At 28.8% G+C, this 17,638-nt stretch carries 13 protein-coding genes; 10 read left to right on the top strand and 3 right to left on the bottom strand.

The annotated features are described in order from the left end of the window. Window positions 1-207: 207 nt before the first annotated feature. From N456_RS18415 to N456_RS18395, 5 genes are all read left to right on the top strand, one after another. Entirely contained in the window at window positions 208-2,520 is a 2,313-nt protein-coding gene (locus tag N456_RS18415) for a hypothetical protein (RefSeq protein ID WP_062060338.1), read from the top strand. A 59-nt stretch (window positions 2,521-2,579) separates the two neighbouring features. Beyond that, window positions 2,580-3,032, top strand: a complete 453-nt coding sequence (parS, locus tag N456_RS18410) for a type II RES/Xre toxin-antitoxin system antitoxin (protein ID WP_062060336.1) — start codon at window positions 2,580-2,582, stop codon at window positions 3,030-3,032. Then, on the top strand, window positions 3,032-3,487 hold the full coding sequence (locus tag N456_RS18405) for an RES family NAD+ phosphorylase (protein WP_062060334.1): 456 nt from the start codon (window positions 3,032-3,034) through the stop codon (window positions 3,485-3,487). The genes parS and N456_RS18405 overlap by 1 nt, the downstream gene beginning before the upstream one ends. A 286-nt stretch (window positions 3,488-3,773) precedes the next feature. Continuing rightward, on the top strand, window positions 3,774-5,849 hold the full coding sequence (locus N456_RS18400; RefSeq protein ID WP_062060332.1) for a M13 family metallopeptidase: 2,076 nt from the start codon (window positions 3,774-3,776) through the stop codon (window positions 5,847-5,849). A 458-nt stretch (window positions 5,850-6,307) separates the two neighbouring features. Further along, entirely contained in the window at window positions 6,308-6,559 is a 252-nt protein-coding gene (locus tag N456_RS18395) for a hypothetical protein (protein ID WP_062060330.1), read from the top strand. Between the two features lie 469 nt (window positions 6,560-7,028). Here N456_RS18395 and N456_RS18390 read toward each other — a convergent pair whose 3' ends face one another. Together N456_RS18390 and N456_RS18385 are read right to left on the bottom strand one after the other, a co-directional pair. Then, entirely contained in the window at window positions 7,029-7,991 is a 963-nt protein-coding gene (locus tag N456_RS18390; RefSeq protein WP_062060329.1) for a hypothetical protein, read from the bottom strand. Between the two features lie 30 nt (window positions 7,992-8,021). Further along, the gene (locus N456_RS18385; protein WP_062060327.1) at window positions 8,022-9,473 is read right to left on the bottom strand and encodes an MBOAT family O-acyltransferase; all 1,452 of its coding nucleotides are present in this window, start codon (window positions 9,471-9,473) and stop codon (window positions 8,022-8,024) included. A gap of 690 nt (window positions 9,474-10,163) precedes the next feature. Here N456_RS18385 and N456_RS18380 point away from each other — a divergent pair. The 5 genes from N456_RS18380 to N456_RS18365 all read left to right on the top strand — a co-directional run bounded on the left by N456_RS18380 (window position 10,164) and on the right by N456_RS18365 (window position 16,587). Continuing rightward, a complete protein-coding gene (locus N456_RS18380; RefSeq protein ID WP_062060325.1) occupies window positions 10,164-11,297 on the top strand; it encodes a DegT/DnrJ/EryC1/StrS family aminotransferase in 1,134 nt (377 codons plus the stop codon). Beyond that, window positions 11,294-12,022, top strand: a complete 729-nt coding sequence (locus N456_RS25270; RefSeq protein ID WP_338021433.1) for a nucleoside-diphosphate sugar epimerase/dehydratase — start codon at window positions 11,294-11,296, stop codon at window positions 12,020-12,022. The genes N456_RS18380 and N456_RS25270 overlap by 4 nt, the downstream gene beginning before the upstream one ends. Before the next feature lie 114 nt (window positions 12,023-12,136). Beyond that, entirely contained in the window at window positions 12,137-13,225 is a 1,089-nt protein-coding gene (locus N456_RS25265) for a UDP-N-acetylglucosamine 4,6-dehydratase family protein (protein WP_338021432.1), read from the top strand. A 207-nt stretch (window positions 13,226-13,432) separates the two neighbouring features. Continuing rightward, window positions 13,433-14,215 (top strand): polysaccharide biosynthesis/export family protein, encoded by a 783-nt coding sequence (locus N456_RS18370; RefSeq protein WP_062060323.1) that lies wholly within the window; start codon window positions 13,433-13,435, stop codon window positions 14,213-14,215. An 8-nt stretch (window positions 14,216-14,223) separates the two neighbouring features. Then, window positions 14,224-16,587 (top strand): GumC family protein, encoded by a 2,364-nt coding sequence (locus tag N456_RS18365; protein WP_062060321.1) that lies wholly within the window; start codon window positions 14,224-14,226, stop codon window positions 16,585-16,587. On the opposite strand, the gene N456_RS18360 is transcribed toward N456_RS18365, so the two are convergent. Continuing rightward, window positions 16,584-17,321 carry a tyrosine-protein phosphatase gene (locus tag N456_RS18360; RefSeq protein WP_062060320.1) on the bottom strand — a complete coding sequence of 246 codons (738 nt, stop codon included), beginning with the start codon at window positions 17,319-17,321 and terminating at the stop codon, window positions 16,584-16,586. The genes N456_RS18365 and N456_RS18360 overlap by 4 nt on opposite strands. Window positions 17,322-17,638: the final 317 nt, after the last annotated feature.

The following is a 17,638-nucleotide window of genomic DNA, read 5'->3' as shown; positions in this document are numbered from 1 at the left end:
TATTTGTTTGAAATTTTCTAAACTCCTTTAGTTTTTGGGGGGTTAAGAGAGATTTAATTTTTTTTGTTTTTTTTAACATTTTTACTAAAATATAATCAATCTTCTTAGTTTTTAGAATATATAAAATATGAATACATTTAAAATAGAAGTATTCATTTTATTCATTAGATTTATGATGTATTTCTTAAAATCTTAATTACTATAAAAATGATTAAACTATTGTTGTTCTTTCAGCAATTTAGTATTTGGTTTAAAATACTATTAGGGGAGTTGTCTAACAATCTGATTAGTCTTCTTTTTATTTTGGCTTTATATTTTGCGTTATGGCATTTTCCTCAGACTATAGATTTATTATTAATCCTTAATCAGGCAGATGCTTTTTTATTTGAAGTCCCTTTGTATTTTTTTCTTCTTATAGTTTCAGCATTTTTAATCTGGAATATTCCTAAGTATTTTTATTTTTATAATTATAAAGATATTTCACTAGCTAATTTTATAGGCTTTGTTCCTAATCAACATTACAAGTTTCAGAATAAAAGTAAATCTGTTAGGTATCATTATCTAGTAAGAGTACATATGAGAAAAGTAGTGCCAAGAATATTAGCTATATTATTATTAACGGTATCAGCTTTAAGTATTCTTAATGCTATGGAGTTATTTGAGCTTAATAATATATATACTGATTTTCTGAATCCGACCAATACATTAATTTTTAGTATTCTTTTCCTACTTTTATTTTCAGAACCGATAACATATGGTTATTTATGCGATTTTTTTAATAGAATTCCTAAAACTAATATTTTTCTAGTTTTATTGTCAATAGGGTTAGTTTTTTTTATGATATCTATGGGGACTTTAAATACTCAAACAGAAAAGGATTTAGGAAACCTTTTTTTATCTAATTGTGCATTAGTTTTATTTTTTTTTACACTATCATTTAATAGCTATCGCTTTTTAAAAGAATTTCCTGTGAAATTATTTTATGGAACCATTCTTGTTTCGGGGTTTATTTTTTTATTATTTTTTTTGATACTTAATTTTATTCCAGAATGGGCTAGTAGAATAAATCCCTTGTCTGTTTTAATATTATCATTGATAAGTTTATTTATGATAAGTTTTGTCTTAATTCTTTTAGGGAAAAAACTAAAAATACCATTATTTACAATCATTGTTATTTTGTGCTTATTTTCATCTAGGTTTTTTTCAAAAAATTCTGATCATTATCAGCTTTCTTTGAAGCCTTCTACAGTTATTAGACCTCCTATAGAGCAATATATGTATCATTGGATAAAAAATAGGGTACCTTTAATAAAAGGTAGAGAAGGTAAATTTCCTGTATTGTTGGTCTCATCAGAAGGAGGAGGGTCTAGAGCAGGGCTTTGGTCTTTTTTGGTACATAGCTATTTATATGAAAAATCTAAAGGAAAATATTTTGAAGAAAACTTATTATCATTAACAGGGGCTTCTGGAGGTAGTGTTGGTAATGCTATGTTTTTTGCAGAGGCACAACATGCTAAGTTGAAGAATAAGAAAGCTAAATTTAAAGGTATAGCACATCATAAATATGCTTCTTTAAAATATAAAGCGAGTGCTATTTATAAAGAAAACTATTTGTCAGTTGCTTTGTTATCTTTATTAGGAAGAGATTTATTTAAAGAAATAACAGCCTTATTTAATTTTAGAGATAGAGGACAGTTATTAGAAGAGCAATGGAGTACTACGTATAAACAACACTTTTTAGAAAGCTCTGATGAAGATATTTTGCAAAAAGAGTTTTTATCTTTTTATAAAAATGTAACCAATAAAAATGGATTGATAAAGCAGCATTATATTCCTCCTCTTTTATTTATCAATACAACACATACACAAACAGGAAACTATAATATTATAAGCCCAGTTAGATATTCTCATTTGAGACCACTTATGGGAATGACTGATTTTATAGGGAATTTACAAATAAGTTATCCTAATATGTCAATAGGGTTATCTACAGCAATGAGAATAAATGCTAGTTTTCCTTATATAACGCCAGTAGGAGAGGTCAAAAAAAAATCTCAATCCAGTACATCTTATTCTGATCAATATGCAGATGCAGGATATTATGATAATATAGGAGGCGTTGTATCTAAAGGTATTGAAGAAATTTTTAGAAAAGTAGTACAGGATTCTTTTCCTTTATTAGAGAACAAGATTAAAATAAAGCACTTGCTTATTGTTAATGATAAAGAGCATAAAATAATGAAGACACAAGCACAGTTTGAAGCTCCTCTGACAACTTTGCAAAATGTTAGGTATGGTCATACTCAAGAAATTATAAAGAAATTAGGAAGTAATTCTATTATTAAATTAAAACCAACTATGATACCTCTTTCAAAATCAAAAAAATTAAATAAAGAAACTCTATTAATAAAACCAGTTTTACCATTAGGAAGATATCTCTCTACAGTAGCTATTAGATCTATGGAAGCTAGATTGAATGAGGTAAAACCAGAATTAGACTCTGTTTTAACAGTAAATTGAGATAATAGATATGGACAGTTGTCGTTTTTTTTTGTATATTTGTCTTAAAATAAAAAAACATGAGTGCAGTATCTCCATTAGATTTCGACAGTTTTGAGAATAAAGGTTTATTACGGTATTTAAATATAGATATTCCATTACATAATATGTATGATTTTATAGAGTTATCTAGGAATGGAATTGATAAGAAAGCATTATTACATTTAGCAAAAACTATTGGTTTTGATCTTAAAGAATTAGCTCATGTACTTCATATGTCAGAGCGTACGATACAACGATATGATTTGAATAAAAAATTAAGTACAGAGGCTAGTGCTAAAGCATTGCAATTAGCTAAGCTTTATGCAAAAGGAGAAAATGTTTTTGGAGACCTTACTCGGTTTAAAAATTGGATGAATCACCCTAGTGTAGCATTAGCTATGAAAAAACCCAAAGAGCTCTTAGATACCACTTTTGGTTTTCAGTTACTTAATGAAGAATTGATTCGTATAGAACATGGAATTTTTGCATAATGCAAGTATATAGAATATCTAAACAAAAATATAGTAATGACCTTACTGGAATTGGAGCAAAAACAGTAGGAGGGAGGTGGAATCCTAAAGGAGTAGCTGTTTTGTATACCAGTACTACAATAGCGCTTTCGGCTCTAGAGGTATTAGCACATTTACCCGCAGCATATTTTCCTGATGATATGGTAATTGCAACTATAAAAGTTCCGGATGAATTAATTACAACAGTAGACTTAAAAAATCTGCCTAATAATTGGGATAAAATTCCAGCTCCTACAGAGGTTCAGAATTTTTCATTGCCATGGATAGAAGAAGAAAAATATTTAGGACTTGAGTTACCTAGTATCATAATTCCTAAAGAAAAAAACCTTATTGTCAATCCACTACATCCTAATTTTAATGAGGTACAACTTATTAAGATAGAACCTTTTCATTTTGATACTAGATTATTAAAATAGAATGTTTTTTTAAATACTATTATTTAGAGCCTATTTTGACTTCTTTGAGATTTTGTAAATAGCGTTATATGATAATAAAAAGAAAAGTATAATGATAAAAGTTGAGATCCTTTTTTATTGTATTTTTCGTTATTTATGCTTCTAAATCCTATTTTTTCGTTAAATTTTTGTTTAAAAATTCTTAACATATTCCATTTTCCATAAATTTCCGCGATAATATGTGTAACAACTTTTGTGATTAAGAGACATATTATAAATAGCTAATTCTAAAATTTAATAAAAAGTAATGAGTATAAAAGTGAAAAACCTGTATTTTCTAACAGTATTCATTCTTGCTTTTGTAAGTTGTAAAAATGAAACAAAAAAGAATGATAACAAAGTGATGGCTACAGTAGAAAAGATTCCAGGAATAGTTCTAGAGAATATGGATTCTAGTATTAGTCCTAAAGAAGATTTCTACAATTATGTTAATGGTAATTGGATGAAAACCACAGAAATTCCTGAAGATAGAACACGATGGGGAGGTTTTGGAGTTTTAAGAAAGAAAACCGATGATGATATGCTTAAAATTATGAAGGAAGCAAAATCTAGCGGTAAATATCTATCAGGAACGGATCAGTATAAGGCTCTAGTGTTTTTTGAATCTATTATGGATACTGTCGCTAGAAATAAAGCAGGGGTTGCTCCATTGCAACCAGTATTAGATAAAATTTCTGAGATAAAAAACATTAAAGATTTACAAATAATACTAGCTACAGAAACGGCAGCTTCATCACCATTTTTTACAGTAACATCTTTTGCGGATTTAAATGATAGTGATATTAATGCAGCTTACTTAGGTACTGCAGGTTTAGGGTTACCAGATCGTGATTACTATTTAGATCAAGACGAAAAATCAAAAGAAATTAGAGGGCAATATGTAGATCATATTACGAGAATGCTTCAGTTTATAGGAGATACCAAAGAGCAAGCACGTAAATCTGCAACAACTATTTTAGATATTGAAACTAAATTAGCAGCGCCTAGATTAGATAAAGTTCAAAGCCGAGATGCTCGTAACTTTAATAACCCTAGAAGTATTGCAGAACTTTCTAAAATAACTCCTTCAGTAGATTGGAAATTGTTATTCAAAGACCTAGGTGTTCAAAAGAAATTGGATACAATAATAGTTACCGAACTAAAGTACATGAAAACGCTACATGAAGTATTCGTAACTACTGATATTGAAGATTTAAAAACTGTAATGAGATGGTCTACATTAAACAATGTAACAGGATCACTTTCTGCAGAGATCGAGAAAGCAAATTGGGATTTTTATGAGAAAACACTTAGAGGAGGCAAAAAACAAAGACCTCTTGAAGAACGTGCACTAGCTAGAGTAAATAGATCTATAGGAGAAGCTATGGGGCAGTTATATGTAGATGCTAAATTTCCTCCTGAAGCTAAGATTAAAGCCGAAAAAATGATTGCTAATGTGATTAAGGCTTATCAAAAAAGAATTGAAGCTTTAGATTGGATGAGTGATAGCACAAAAATAAAAGCTATAGAGAAATTAGACAAATTTACCGTTAAGGTTGGATATCCTAACAAATGGGAAGATTACTCTACATTAGATGTAAAAAAAGAGAATTCTAATTTTGAAAATGCAATAGCAGTATCAAATTGGAAATTTAAAAAATCAATTTCAGAAATAGGAGAACCTGTAGATAAAACAAAATGGGGAATGTCTCCTCAGACAGTAAATGCATACTTTAATCCTTTATTTAACGAGATTGTATTTCCAGCGGCAATACTTCAACCACCTTTCTATAACTATACAGCAGATGATGCTGTTAATTATGGCGGGATTGGAGCTGTAATAGGGCATGAAATATCACATGCTTTTGATGATTCTGGTGCACGCTTTGACTCAGAAGGAAACCTTTCTAATTGGTGGACAAAAGAAGATCTTACTAAGTTCACAGAACGAGGAAATGCGTTAGCAGAACAGTATACTGCAATAGAAGTATTGGATAGTGTTTTTATCAATGGTAAATTTACTTTGGGAGAGAATATAGGAGATTTAGGAGGTGTGTTAGGCGCTTATGATGGGTTGCAAATGCATTTTGCAGAAAATGGAAGACCAGAAGATATCGATGGGTTTACTGCAGAACAGCGATTTTTTATGTCATGGGCTACTGTATGGAGAACAAAAATTAGAGAAGATGCTTTAAGAACTCAAATAAAAACAGATCCACACTCTCCAGGAGATGTAAGGGCAATACAACCACTATTGAATGTGCAAGCATTTTATGATGCTTTTGATATCAAAGAAGGTGATAAAATGTATTTAAAACCAGATAAGAGAGTACATATTTGGTAATTTTTTTTACAATATTCATTAAAAAAGACTGTCTGAAAAGATAGTCTTTTTTTGTATAAAATATCAATTAAATCTAGAAATTGTATTTATGTAAGTGGTTGGTAAACTAGGTTTTATAAAAAAGGAATAAAAATGATCTAAACTCATAAATCTATGGTAACATCTTAACTTTTTACAACAGATACACTCTGTAAAGAAGTTACATTTAGTGCAGAAAACTTACCTTTTGGTACAACCATAAACTTTAATCCAACTTCTATAATAAGTGCAAAATTAGAAGCATTTCCTGTAGAAGTAACTATTAGTGGAACAAAAGCTCTTTAAATGATAAAGAAAAAGAGTATATAGAAAATGGTAGTTTTGAATGTGCAACATTAGATCCTTGGAGATCTATTGGTAGAAATAATATTTTAGGTTAATCCTCTAACAAGTAGACTAGATATTACTGTAAGTAAGGTGTGTTTAGTGAAATCGTAAATTATAATAATCAAGATATTTTTTTAAGATTTATTGCGTATATCCCTGATGATAGTACAGACCCGGCTAAAGCACTTATCGATAATGTCTCCTTTCTTATAGAAACTAATAAAGAACCTATTTTGGAAGAAAAACCTCATTTGTATAAAAATAGAAATAAACTTGTAATATCTCCTACCTCTATTAATAATGAATATTTTATAATATCATATGGAGGAACAGATAAACTATAAAAAATTATAATTTTTGATGTTTCAGGTAAATTAGTTTATGAATAAGAAATCAAACAATTTGATAAGATGAAGGAGATAGGAATATATGATCTAGAATCAGGAATGTATCTAATAAAAATAATTTCAAATAGAAAAACTGTAATAAAGAGGTTGTTGATAGATTAATGATAAGGTTATTTTGATTTTTTATAATGTAGCTAAAATTAGGTTTGTTACTCAAAACCCTTTATTAGACAATGAAATTTAATTTTTTATAAAATATAAAAAGAAAAGTTTAAATGAGTTTGTTATTTCTATAACTGAATAACTGTAGCGTCCATTTATAGCCTGAATTTATTACAATGAATTCAAGCTATAAATGGCATTAGTTTTCTGAGATAGTCCTTTTTAATAACATCAATGTTATTAAAGTATTACTAGATGAATTCTTAAATTGTCTAGCTATCATCATAAAGTTATGATAGATTTCTTATTGTATATGCTGTGTTAAATAGTCTATTATTGCTTGACTGATCAGTTCTCGCCCATGATTATTCCAATGTTTGTCATAAATGAGTGTAGTGGGGTGATTAGAGTCTTTAAAATAAGTAGAGAAATCGATATATTTAAAATTATTCTGCTGTAAATATGATAAAAAAATAGGGTTTGTTATTCGAGAATCCAAAAGAAGTGTAAAACGTTTTTTATCAAAATTATATTTAGATACTAAGCTTTTGAAATTTTCTAAATATTTTTTTTCATTCTCTTTTTTAATTCGTAAAACCTCTATATCATCTAATGGAATTATTTTTCTCTTAGGTTTAATTAGATTGATTATACGTTGCACTAGTTTTTGAGGAGGGTCTAAGACACCAATACTTTTACAGTATACGATTAGTTTACTCTTTTTTAATAGCTTATTGATAGGAGACTCCAGAGCTAATCGGTTTTTTACTACCTGATACTCTCCTCTGGTTAAGTCGTTAGAAAATTTTATCCCCAAAATAACATGGTCAATTAAATCAAATTTGTTTTTATACGAATTTACTAGATGCATTTGATCCGCAAAATCATAACCCGCATATCCATATTCATATACCTCAATTTTTGGTAAATTTTTTTCAATTTTTTTACCAATAGAGTTATAATAATGTTGATGAAATCCTTCTATAAAAGAATCTCCTACAAGAGCAAGCTCTACTTTATCTTTTGTAGGTGTAAATTCTCTGTAAGAATTAAAACCAGACGTATTGATATGGTATTCAGAAAAATTTTGCCTTCTATTTCCTGTAACAGAAAAACCATTTTGATTAGGTACCCATTTTTCTACTTTATACTCATCAAGAAACCGAGTAGGAGTATCCTTACCCAAATAAAAAACACGGACTAAACTTTCTAATGTTATTAGTATTAGAAAAAAATATATAGTGCTTTTAATAATAAGTTTTTTCATATTATAAATTTATAAACTTATCTTTTATAGTTAAAATTGAAAATAAATAAAAGACCTGTCAATACTATCATCAAAAAATAAAAGCATTCCTAAAATAACTAAAGTGTAAGCAATGAATCGTATGGTTTTTGATTTAAACTTAAAAGGAGCACGTTCATCTTTTCTAATTCTGAATTCATATAAAATAAAAAGGCCTAATAAAATAAAGTAATCTATCATACGATAACCTGATGGATGATGATATGCTTCATATGAGAAATTAGTATATAGTTGTTGTAAAAAGCCAAAAGCATCCGTAATTGATTGTGATCTAAAAAATACTCTAGAGAATGTAACCAGTAAAAAAGTAAGTAAAATTTGTAAGATCTCGATCACAGATGGAAATACCCGATTTTCTGCAACCACAGTATTCATGTATATTCGATTTCGACCCATTAAGAAAACGGGAATATATAAAATAGCATGAATAGCTCCCCATATTATAAAAGTCCAATTAGCTCCATGCCAAAAGCCACTTATTAAGAAAATGATAATAATATTTCTTACTGATTTAAGCTTACTTACTCTACTTCCACCTAATGGAATATATACATAATGACGAAACCAAGTAGATAAAGATATATGCCATCGTTGCCAGTATTCTGCAACATTTCTCGAGAAATTTGGAAATTTAAAATTAGACATTAACTCTATTCCGAATAGTTTGGCTGTTCCTATAGCAATATCAGAATATCCACTAAAATCACCGTACACCTGAAAACTAAACAGAGATACTCCTAGAACCAAAGTAGAAGCAGAGTACTCAGTATAATTCATGAAAATATCATCAACTATAGGGGCAATAGAATCTGCAATAACTATTTTCTTAAATAATCCCCAAAGGATAAGTTTTAAACCGTCAGTGCACTGTACATAGTTAAAAACCCTTTTAGAAGTAATCTGTGATAAAAGGTTAGAAGCCCGTTCAATAGGTCCAGCAACTAATTGAGGGAAAAAGCTAACAAATGTAGCAAATGATATAAAATTTGTAGTCGGTGTAAGTCTTTTATAATAAATGTCTAAAGAGTATGACATTGTCTGAAATGTGTAAAAAGATATTCCGATTGGTAATATAATCTGTAAAGTCCAAGTACTTTTTAAATCATATCCTAAAATAGAAATAAAATCTACCCATGATTCAATAAAAAAATTATAATATTTAAAAAAACCTAAAAGACCAATATTGAAGAGTACACTTATTCGTAGCCAGATTTTTCTTTTTTTCTTAGAATCAGAAGTATAAATAGATTGACCAACAAAAAAATCAATGATAGTACTCGCAAGAATAAGAAATAAAAATCTCCAGTCCCATAAGCCATAAAAAATGTAACTGGCAGAGAGAATGAATAAATTCTGAATTTGAATTTTTTTACAAAAAATAAACCAATAGAGAAGAAAAACTATTGGTAGAAATATTAAAAAATCTATTGAATTAAATAGCATCTATAAGTAATATAAAAGTAAGAATTTAATAAGAGCTAATGATCAGCTATTATATTCTTAATTTATTTTTTAAAAGGCATAAATTTTACGTATTTAATTGTATAAATCAAATATTTTTTTAAGTTATTTTTGATTTAGATTGTATGACTTATATCTAGAAAGATTTTGTGAGAATTTTAAAATTTATTAAAGGGGGAAAACCCCTATATGATAAATAGGTTTTTCACTTGGTATATTTATATACAATAACACTATACTTGTATAGTATAAAATGTTTACATAATAGTAATGTAAAAAATGAACTTTAATTATAATTATGAATAATTTTGTAATAAGAGTCAAACGGCTTAATGCTAATTACTTGTAATAATATATAATTGTAATTTAAAAAACATAGTATTTTTCTTACGTTTTTTATGCAATTTAGTGTAATATGTACTTGAAAATGAGTTGTTGGACGCGTTTTTTTAGTATTGTGTCTAAAAAAAAGAAAATAGAATAGAAAATTGATTTAACTAAACTAATTTAGCCATTGGAAAATAAATTCAAAAATAATTTCAAAAAAGAAGGAAGTTCTACCCCCTTTTCTTCCAAAGTTTTTTTAGAATGTCATGAAAGAATTTGGCTAATAGATTATTATTAATCTTTAGTTTAATTAGGTAATTATTGTTCATTATTAATGGGAAAATTATGAATATAATTGAGTCAAAAAAAATATGGCTTTCTTCTCCTCACATGGGTGGAACAGAGCAGAAATTTGTTAAAGAAGCATTTGATACAAACTGGGTAGCTCCTCTAGGTCCTAACGTTAATGGTTTTGAATCTGATATCGAAAAATACCTTGGAGAGAGTGTTTATGCAGCAGCATTAAGCTCTGGTACAGCTTCAATACATCTAGGATTAAAATTACTAGAAGTTACTACAGGAGATGAAGTACTATGTCAAAGTATGACATTTTCTGCATCAGCTAATCCAATAACATATCTAGGAGCAAAACCTGTATTTATAGATAGTGATAGGGACACATGGAACATTTGTCCCAATCAGTTAGAAATTGCAGTAAAAGACAGAATAGCTAAAGGTAAAAAACCAAAAGCTATTATTGCTGTTCACTTATATGGAATGCCTTATAATATAGAGGCAGTTCATAAAGTTGCTTCAGAATATAGAATTCCAATATTAGAAGATAGTGCAGAAGCTTTAGGGAGTTCCTATCAGGGGATTAGATGTGGAACTTTTGGTGATATTTCAATTCTTTCATTTAACGGAAATAAAATTATTACTACCTCCGGAGGAGGTTCTTTGATCTCTAAAAAGAAAGAGCATAGAGACAAAGCTATTTTTTGGGCAACTCAATCCAGAGATAATGCACCTCATTATGAGCATTCTGAAATAGGGTATAACTATAGAATGAGTAATATTACAGCAGGTATTGGACGAGGACAAATGGAAGTTCTCGATGCTCATGTTGCTAACAGGCGAAGAAATTTTGAGTTTTATAAAAATAATCTTGAAAGTTCTTCTGAATTAAAATTTTTAGAAGAACCATCAGGATATTATTCTAACAGGTGGCTAACCTGTATAGAGACTAGTTCTTATGAGTTAAGAGAAAAAATACGGTTGTCATTAGCAGATGAAAATATAGAATCAAGGCCGTTATGGAAACCAATGCATCAACAAGCAGTATTTGCAGATTGCGACGCGTACCTCAATGGAGTTTCTGATGATTTGTTTGATAGAGGCCTTTGTTTACCAAGTGGGTCTAATCTTGAAGAAGAAGATTTATATAGAATTGTATCAATAATCAAAAACATATTGAGATGATAAAGCGCTACCTAATAGATAATTCGCATAAACATGCATCTAAGTGGCTTGTGCTATTTATTGATGTATTAATAACTGTATTTAATTTCTTTTTAGCATATGTAATCAGGTTTGGAATTACATTAAACTTTGATATAACTAATTTTGTATATCAATTACCAATTATAACAGTTTTATCGATTTTAAGTTTTATGCTAATAGGCTCATATAAAGGAGTGGTTAGGCATACTGGAATGAGAGATGCTTATAATTTATTTATAGCAGTAACTGTTTTGATTACATTAACAGGCTTTTTGATGGCTTCTAGTAGACTATCATTAATACCAGAGTTGTTAAACATTCCTGTATCTATAATCTGTGTACATTATTTATTAAATATTATTACACTTACTACAAGTCGTTTGGTATTTAAATATTTCTATTATTATGTTAAATCGAAAATAGGGGAGACTTCAAGAGTATTGATTTATGGAGCAGGAGATTCTGGTTTGATAACTCTTGCAGCAATAACGAATGATTCTAATAGATCTATATCGGTAATTGGTTTTGTAGATGATAATTCCCAAAAGATTGGAAAAACAATAAATGGGATTAAGGTATATGCTTCTAATGTTATTAATAATAACTTCATTGTTAAGCATAATATTAAAGAGATTGTTGTTTCTATACCACATATTAGTAAAAAAAGATTATCAGAAATATCTGATGATTTGCTTAAATTATAAAAAGTTTCAGTAAAAATAATACCAGCAGTAAATGATTGGATTGACGGTAAATTAAATGTTTCGCAAATAAAAGAAATTCAGATAGAAGATTTATTAGAAAGAGCTCCGATCAATATGGAAAACCAAAATATATCAAAGGAACTCCATGATAAAGTAATTATGATTACAGGAGCAGCTGGATCAATAGGAAGCGAAATAGTGAGACAAGCTTCTTATTTTAATTATAAGCATTTGGTATTAGTTGATCAGTCAGAATCACCATTATATGATTTACAGCAAGAGCTTTTAAGTAAAGGAGTAAGTAACTTTACACCTATTGTTGCAGATATAAGAGATCGCCAAAGATTAGAAATTATATTTCAAGAATATAGACCTAATATGGTTTTTCATGCTGCAGCGTATAAGCATGTTCCACTTATGGAGAGTAACCCTTACGAAGCTATTAAGATAAACGTTTTAGGAACTAGAAAACTTGCTGATTTATCGTCTGAGTATGGTGTGGATAAATTTGTTTTTGTTTCAACTGATAAAGCAGTTAATCCAACCAATGTGATGGGAGCAACTAAGAGAGTTGCCGAGATGTATATAAAATGTGTTAATAAAACTAGTGAAACCAAATTTATCACAACCAGATTTGGAAATGTACTAGGATCTAATGGATCTGTTATTCCTTTATTTAAAAAACAAATAGAAAAAGGAGGACCACTAACAGTAACTCATAGAGATGTAACTCGATTTTTTATGACTATCCCAGAAGCTTCTCAGTTAGTTATAGAAGCAGGTACAATGGGTGATGGAGGAGAGATTTTTATTTTTGATATGGGAGAGTCTGTAAAGATTTTTGACTTAGCAAAAAAGATGATAAGATTGTCAGGGCTTAAATATCCAGATGATATAGATATCCAGATTAGTGGTCTTAGACCTGGAGAAAAATTATATGAAGAACTTCTTGCAGATACAGAAAATACGTTACCTACATATCATAAAAAAATAATGATAAGTAAATTTGATGATAATGATTGTGAAATGATTAAAGATAAGATTAATGATCTTTGTATCATGAATCTATTTAATCAAGATCATCAAATAGTAGGAAAATTAAAAGAGATTGTTCCAGAATTTATTTCTAATAATTCAACATTTGAAAGCATTGATAAAATCAATAAAAAAAGTATTAGAAATAAGAAAAAAATTCTTGCCTAAGCATATATAATATAGTTGTATCTACTTTTTTATAAAGTATAGATACAACTATATTACACAGTATAATCCAATAAACAATTATTGGTAAATTCTTCTTAAAACCTAAAATAAAATAATACCTTATAGATGAGGCTATATTTCATTGTTAAATAAAATAAAGTTATATTTTTGTAGCTTATTATAATTCTTACTTATAAAGTGTTAAATATGAGATGTGGATTTCTGTTTTTGATATTAATATTGGTTTTTTCATGTAAAACCCCTAAAGATGTAGCTTATTTTCAGAACTCTGAAAATCTCGAGAAAATCTCTTCTACCAGTTCTTTTACGTCAGTTTTTAAAGTAGATGATATCGTTAGTATATTGGTTTCTGCTGCAGATATGGATGCTGCAAGACCATTTAATCTTATGGGAGGTTCTTCACCAAATCTATCATTAGGAGAAAATGGAGGGGGAGGCAATTCTGGAGGTTCCGGAGAATCTACTTATTTAATAGATGGAGAGGGAGATATTGAGTTTCCTGTTTTGGGAAAGCTGAAAATAGCAGGCTTAACTCGAATTCAAGTAAAGGAAATGATTAAAGAAAAGCTGAAAATATATATCAATGATCCGATTGTAAGTGTGAGGCTTAAGAATTTTAAGGTTACTGTGATAGGAGAAGTAAAAACACCTGGTTCATATACGATCCCTAATGAGAGATTAACTATTATCGAAGCACTGGGATTGGCTGGAGATATGACAATTAAAGGGAAAAGAAAAGACGTAATAGTTATTAGAGAAAACGAAGGAGAAAATACATATCACCATGTTGACCTTACATCTAAGTCTGTTTTTGAATCTCCTGTTTATTACTTGGCACAAAATGATGTTGTTTATATTGAGCCTAATAACTCTAAAGTAAGAGAATCTAAGGCAGGAGGTAATACACTTAGTGTTATCATTAGTATAGTTGGAGTTCTCTTATCAATAGTTACCTTAGTCATAAGATAGAAAAGTATATGATTTCTAATACGAATAATACATCTGAAAAAAATACTGGTTTTGATTCATCTTCTGGGTTTAGCTTTAATCTTAGAGATCAAATACTTAAATATGTTAAACTTTGGTATTGGTTCGCAATCAGTATTTTTGTTTTCTTTGCTTTAGCCTATGTTAAGGTGCGATATACAATTCCTCAGTATAATGTTTCCTCTACAATAATGATTTCTCAGGATAAAAGCGTTAGTGAATCTGAATTATCAGCCTTTAAAGATTTAGGCTTATTAGATGATGCACAAAGTGATATTTCTAATGAGATTCAGATAATGAAATCAAGAACACTAGCAAATAACGTGGTTAATAATTTAAACCTAAATGTTAGATACTTTAGTGCAGGAAGAGTTTTAGAAGTAGAAAATTATCCAAAATCACTAGTCGAAATTAGTTTTTTGTCACATGATTCAATTGTACATACAAAGTCAAAGATTTTTCACGTTCGGATTGATTCTGAAACTTCTTTTTCTTTTTTAGATAAAGAAGGAAAAAAACTAAGTGGTCATGCTTTTGGAAAAACAATAACTACTACTGTTGGAGATATTGTAATTACTCCAAGTGTAGATGCTATGAAATCTAATATCGGTAAAGTTATCAAGATTCAAGTTTCTCCAGTAAAATTTGTAGCAGAAGGATATAGAAATAGATTATTAATTTTTCCAATTAAGGGATCATCAATAGTTAAAATATCGCTAAACGACCCAGTTAAAGCAAAAGCAAAAGATATTATTAATAATCTGGTTGAAGAATATAATAAAGCAACAATAGAGAATAAAAAACAAGCTTCTGCAAGGACAGCAAATTTTATAAATGATCGATTAGAACTTATCTCTAATGATTTAACAGCAGTAGATGATGAAGCAGCAGGTTACTTATCTTCATATGGATTAACAGGTAGTAATGTTGGTGGGCAAGCACAGAAATTTTCTGATATAGATTCAAAAAATATGCAGGAAATGGCACAATTACAAACCCAACTTCAGTTTATAGAGTCTATGCGTAATTTTGTGTTAAGCCAAGATGGGAAGTATGACCTCGTACCACAATCTAATTCTGGTTTTACAGATCCAACAGTTTCTAATACAATATCAAGATATAATGCATTAATACTCCAAAGACAACGCTTGCTAAGAACATCAAGTATACAAAACCCTGTAGTAGTTAATATCGATCAGCAAATAGATGGGTTAAGACAAGTATTGATAGGGAGCTTAAATAGTCTAAAAAGCTCAATAAATATTCAATTAAGGAGTTTAAGGACTCAAGATCAGTATTTTAGTGGTAAGATATATAGTGCTCCGACTAGACAGAAAGATATAAGGGCTATTGAACGAGAGCAAACTATAAAAGAGCAATTATATCTTTATTTATTACAAAAACGAGAAGAAGCAGAGATAAAAAGTAATATAACTCTTTCTAATGCTAGAGTTATAGATAAAGCATCTACATTAGGATCATACCCAGTATCTCCTAATAAGAAAATTATGTATATGGGAGCCATTTTTATGGGCTTTATAATACCTTTTCTTATTATCTATATATCAAATTTATTAAATGTTAAGATAAGCTCTAGAGAAGATATAGAAAAAGTGCTTTCTATGCCAATTATTGGATCTATACCCAAAGTTAAATCCAAAAATAGAATTATGATTTCTCAAAATGATAGATCAGGAATTGCTGAAGCATTTAGAATTTTGAGAACTAATTTAGATTTCTTAATGGCAGGAATTATTAAGGGACAACAAGGTAAAGTTATTTTTGTAACATCTACAATCTCTGGAGAAGGTAAAACTTTAATATCTTGTAATTTAGCAAAGACACTTGCTATTTCAGGAAAGAAAGTAGCATATTTAGGAACAGATTTAAGAAACCCTAAATTTCATAATTTTTTTGATTTACCAGAAGGAAAAAATTCTAAAGGACTTACTAATTACATTATGAATAAGGAGTTAAATCCTAAAGATATCATTTATAAAGATAAAGAAGAAGATTCGTTTGATATTATACCTTCTGGTGCAATTCCTCCAAATCCTGCAGAACTTCTTATGCAGGATAGAGTGAATATATTATTTAAATATTTAGAAGATAATTATGATTATATAATTGTTGATACTGCTCCTGTTAGTTTAGTAACAGATACCCTTTTAATAGCTAAATATGCAGATCTTAGTATTTATATTGTAAGAGAAAATTATTCTGACAAGAGAGTTTTACAGGTTCCTGAAAATTTTTATAGAGAAAAACGTTTACCAAACATTGCAGTATTACTTAATGCTGTAGACACTAAAGTTGGTTATAACTATGGATATGGATATGGTAAAAAGGGTTAAGAAAAAATAGCATTATTTTTCATTAAAGATGTTATTTTTTTTGCCATTTTAGAATCAAACCCTTTCTCTAAGGTCTCTAATTGATGATAATTATGAATATCACTACCTGTAAAATCTATATAACCTAAATCAATTAATTTTTTTCCAAAAGATTTGATTTGTTCTCCATAATACCCTGATAAAGACAATAAATTAAGTTGAAATAAAAAACCAGATTCTTTTAGTTTGTCATATTTCTTTAAATCATTTTGATAAAAAGAATATCTTTCTGGATGGGCAAGAATAGGAATATATCCTGCTAATTTAATCTCAAAAAGGATCTCACTAAGATTCATAGGAGGACTAAAAGTTGACATTTCTACTAAAATAAAATCTTTATGTAAGGGTAGAATATCATTATTCTTTATTCGTTTATAAAATAGATCATCCATCATATATTCTGCACTAGCCTGTAACTCTATTTTTGTGATTCCTAAAGGAGGGAGGACTTCCTTAAGCTCTTTAAGACCATTAGTTATAGTATGTGATGAATTAGGCCATACATCTTGCATTATATGAGGAGTAGTAATAACCTTTTTAATGCCAAATTTTTCGAACTGCTCTAAAATATACGCCGATTGATATATTGTTTTTACTCCATCATCTATACCAGGAATTAAATGAGAATGGATATCTATATAATCTTCTGGTATAATTTCTTTAAAAGGTACTTTTTTATTCAGTAAAAATTGCAATGTTATTTTGTTTTGGGGATTATCGTAAAATATGAAAAAAATAGATACGATGATACTATTTTTAATACTATATGATAAAAATTAATCAGACTTTTATTATAAAGCAAAATTAAGATTGATAATACTACTAATTTATTAAGATTGTTCTCTATATTCTATGAGATATAGTTTTCATTTTTTAATCTTCATTGAGGGTTTAATTCCCTGAGGCTTGTTTCGACATCAAAATATTTTTTTCGAAAGCATACCTCCTGAGCTTGCTCCGAGGTTGTTGATTAAAGAAGTATGACGTATTTTTAATGAAAACGATATAAACT

The organism is Aquimarina longa SW024 (genome assembly GCF_001401755.1).
Classification (GTDB): domain Bacteria; phylum Bacteroidota; class Bacteroidia; order Flavobacteriales; family Flavobacteriaceae; genus Aquimarina; species Aquimarina longa.
Note: the sequence above shows the minus strand (reverse complement) of the source record. Positions and strands in the feature narration are given on the sequence as shown.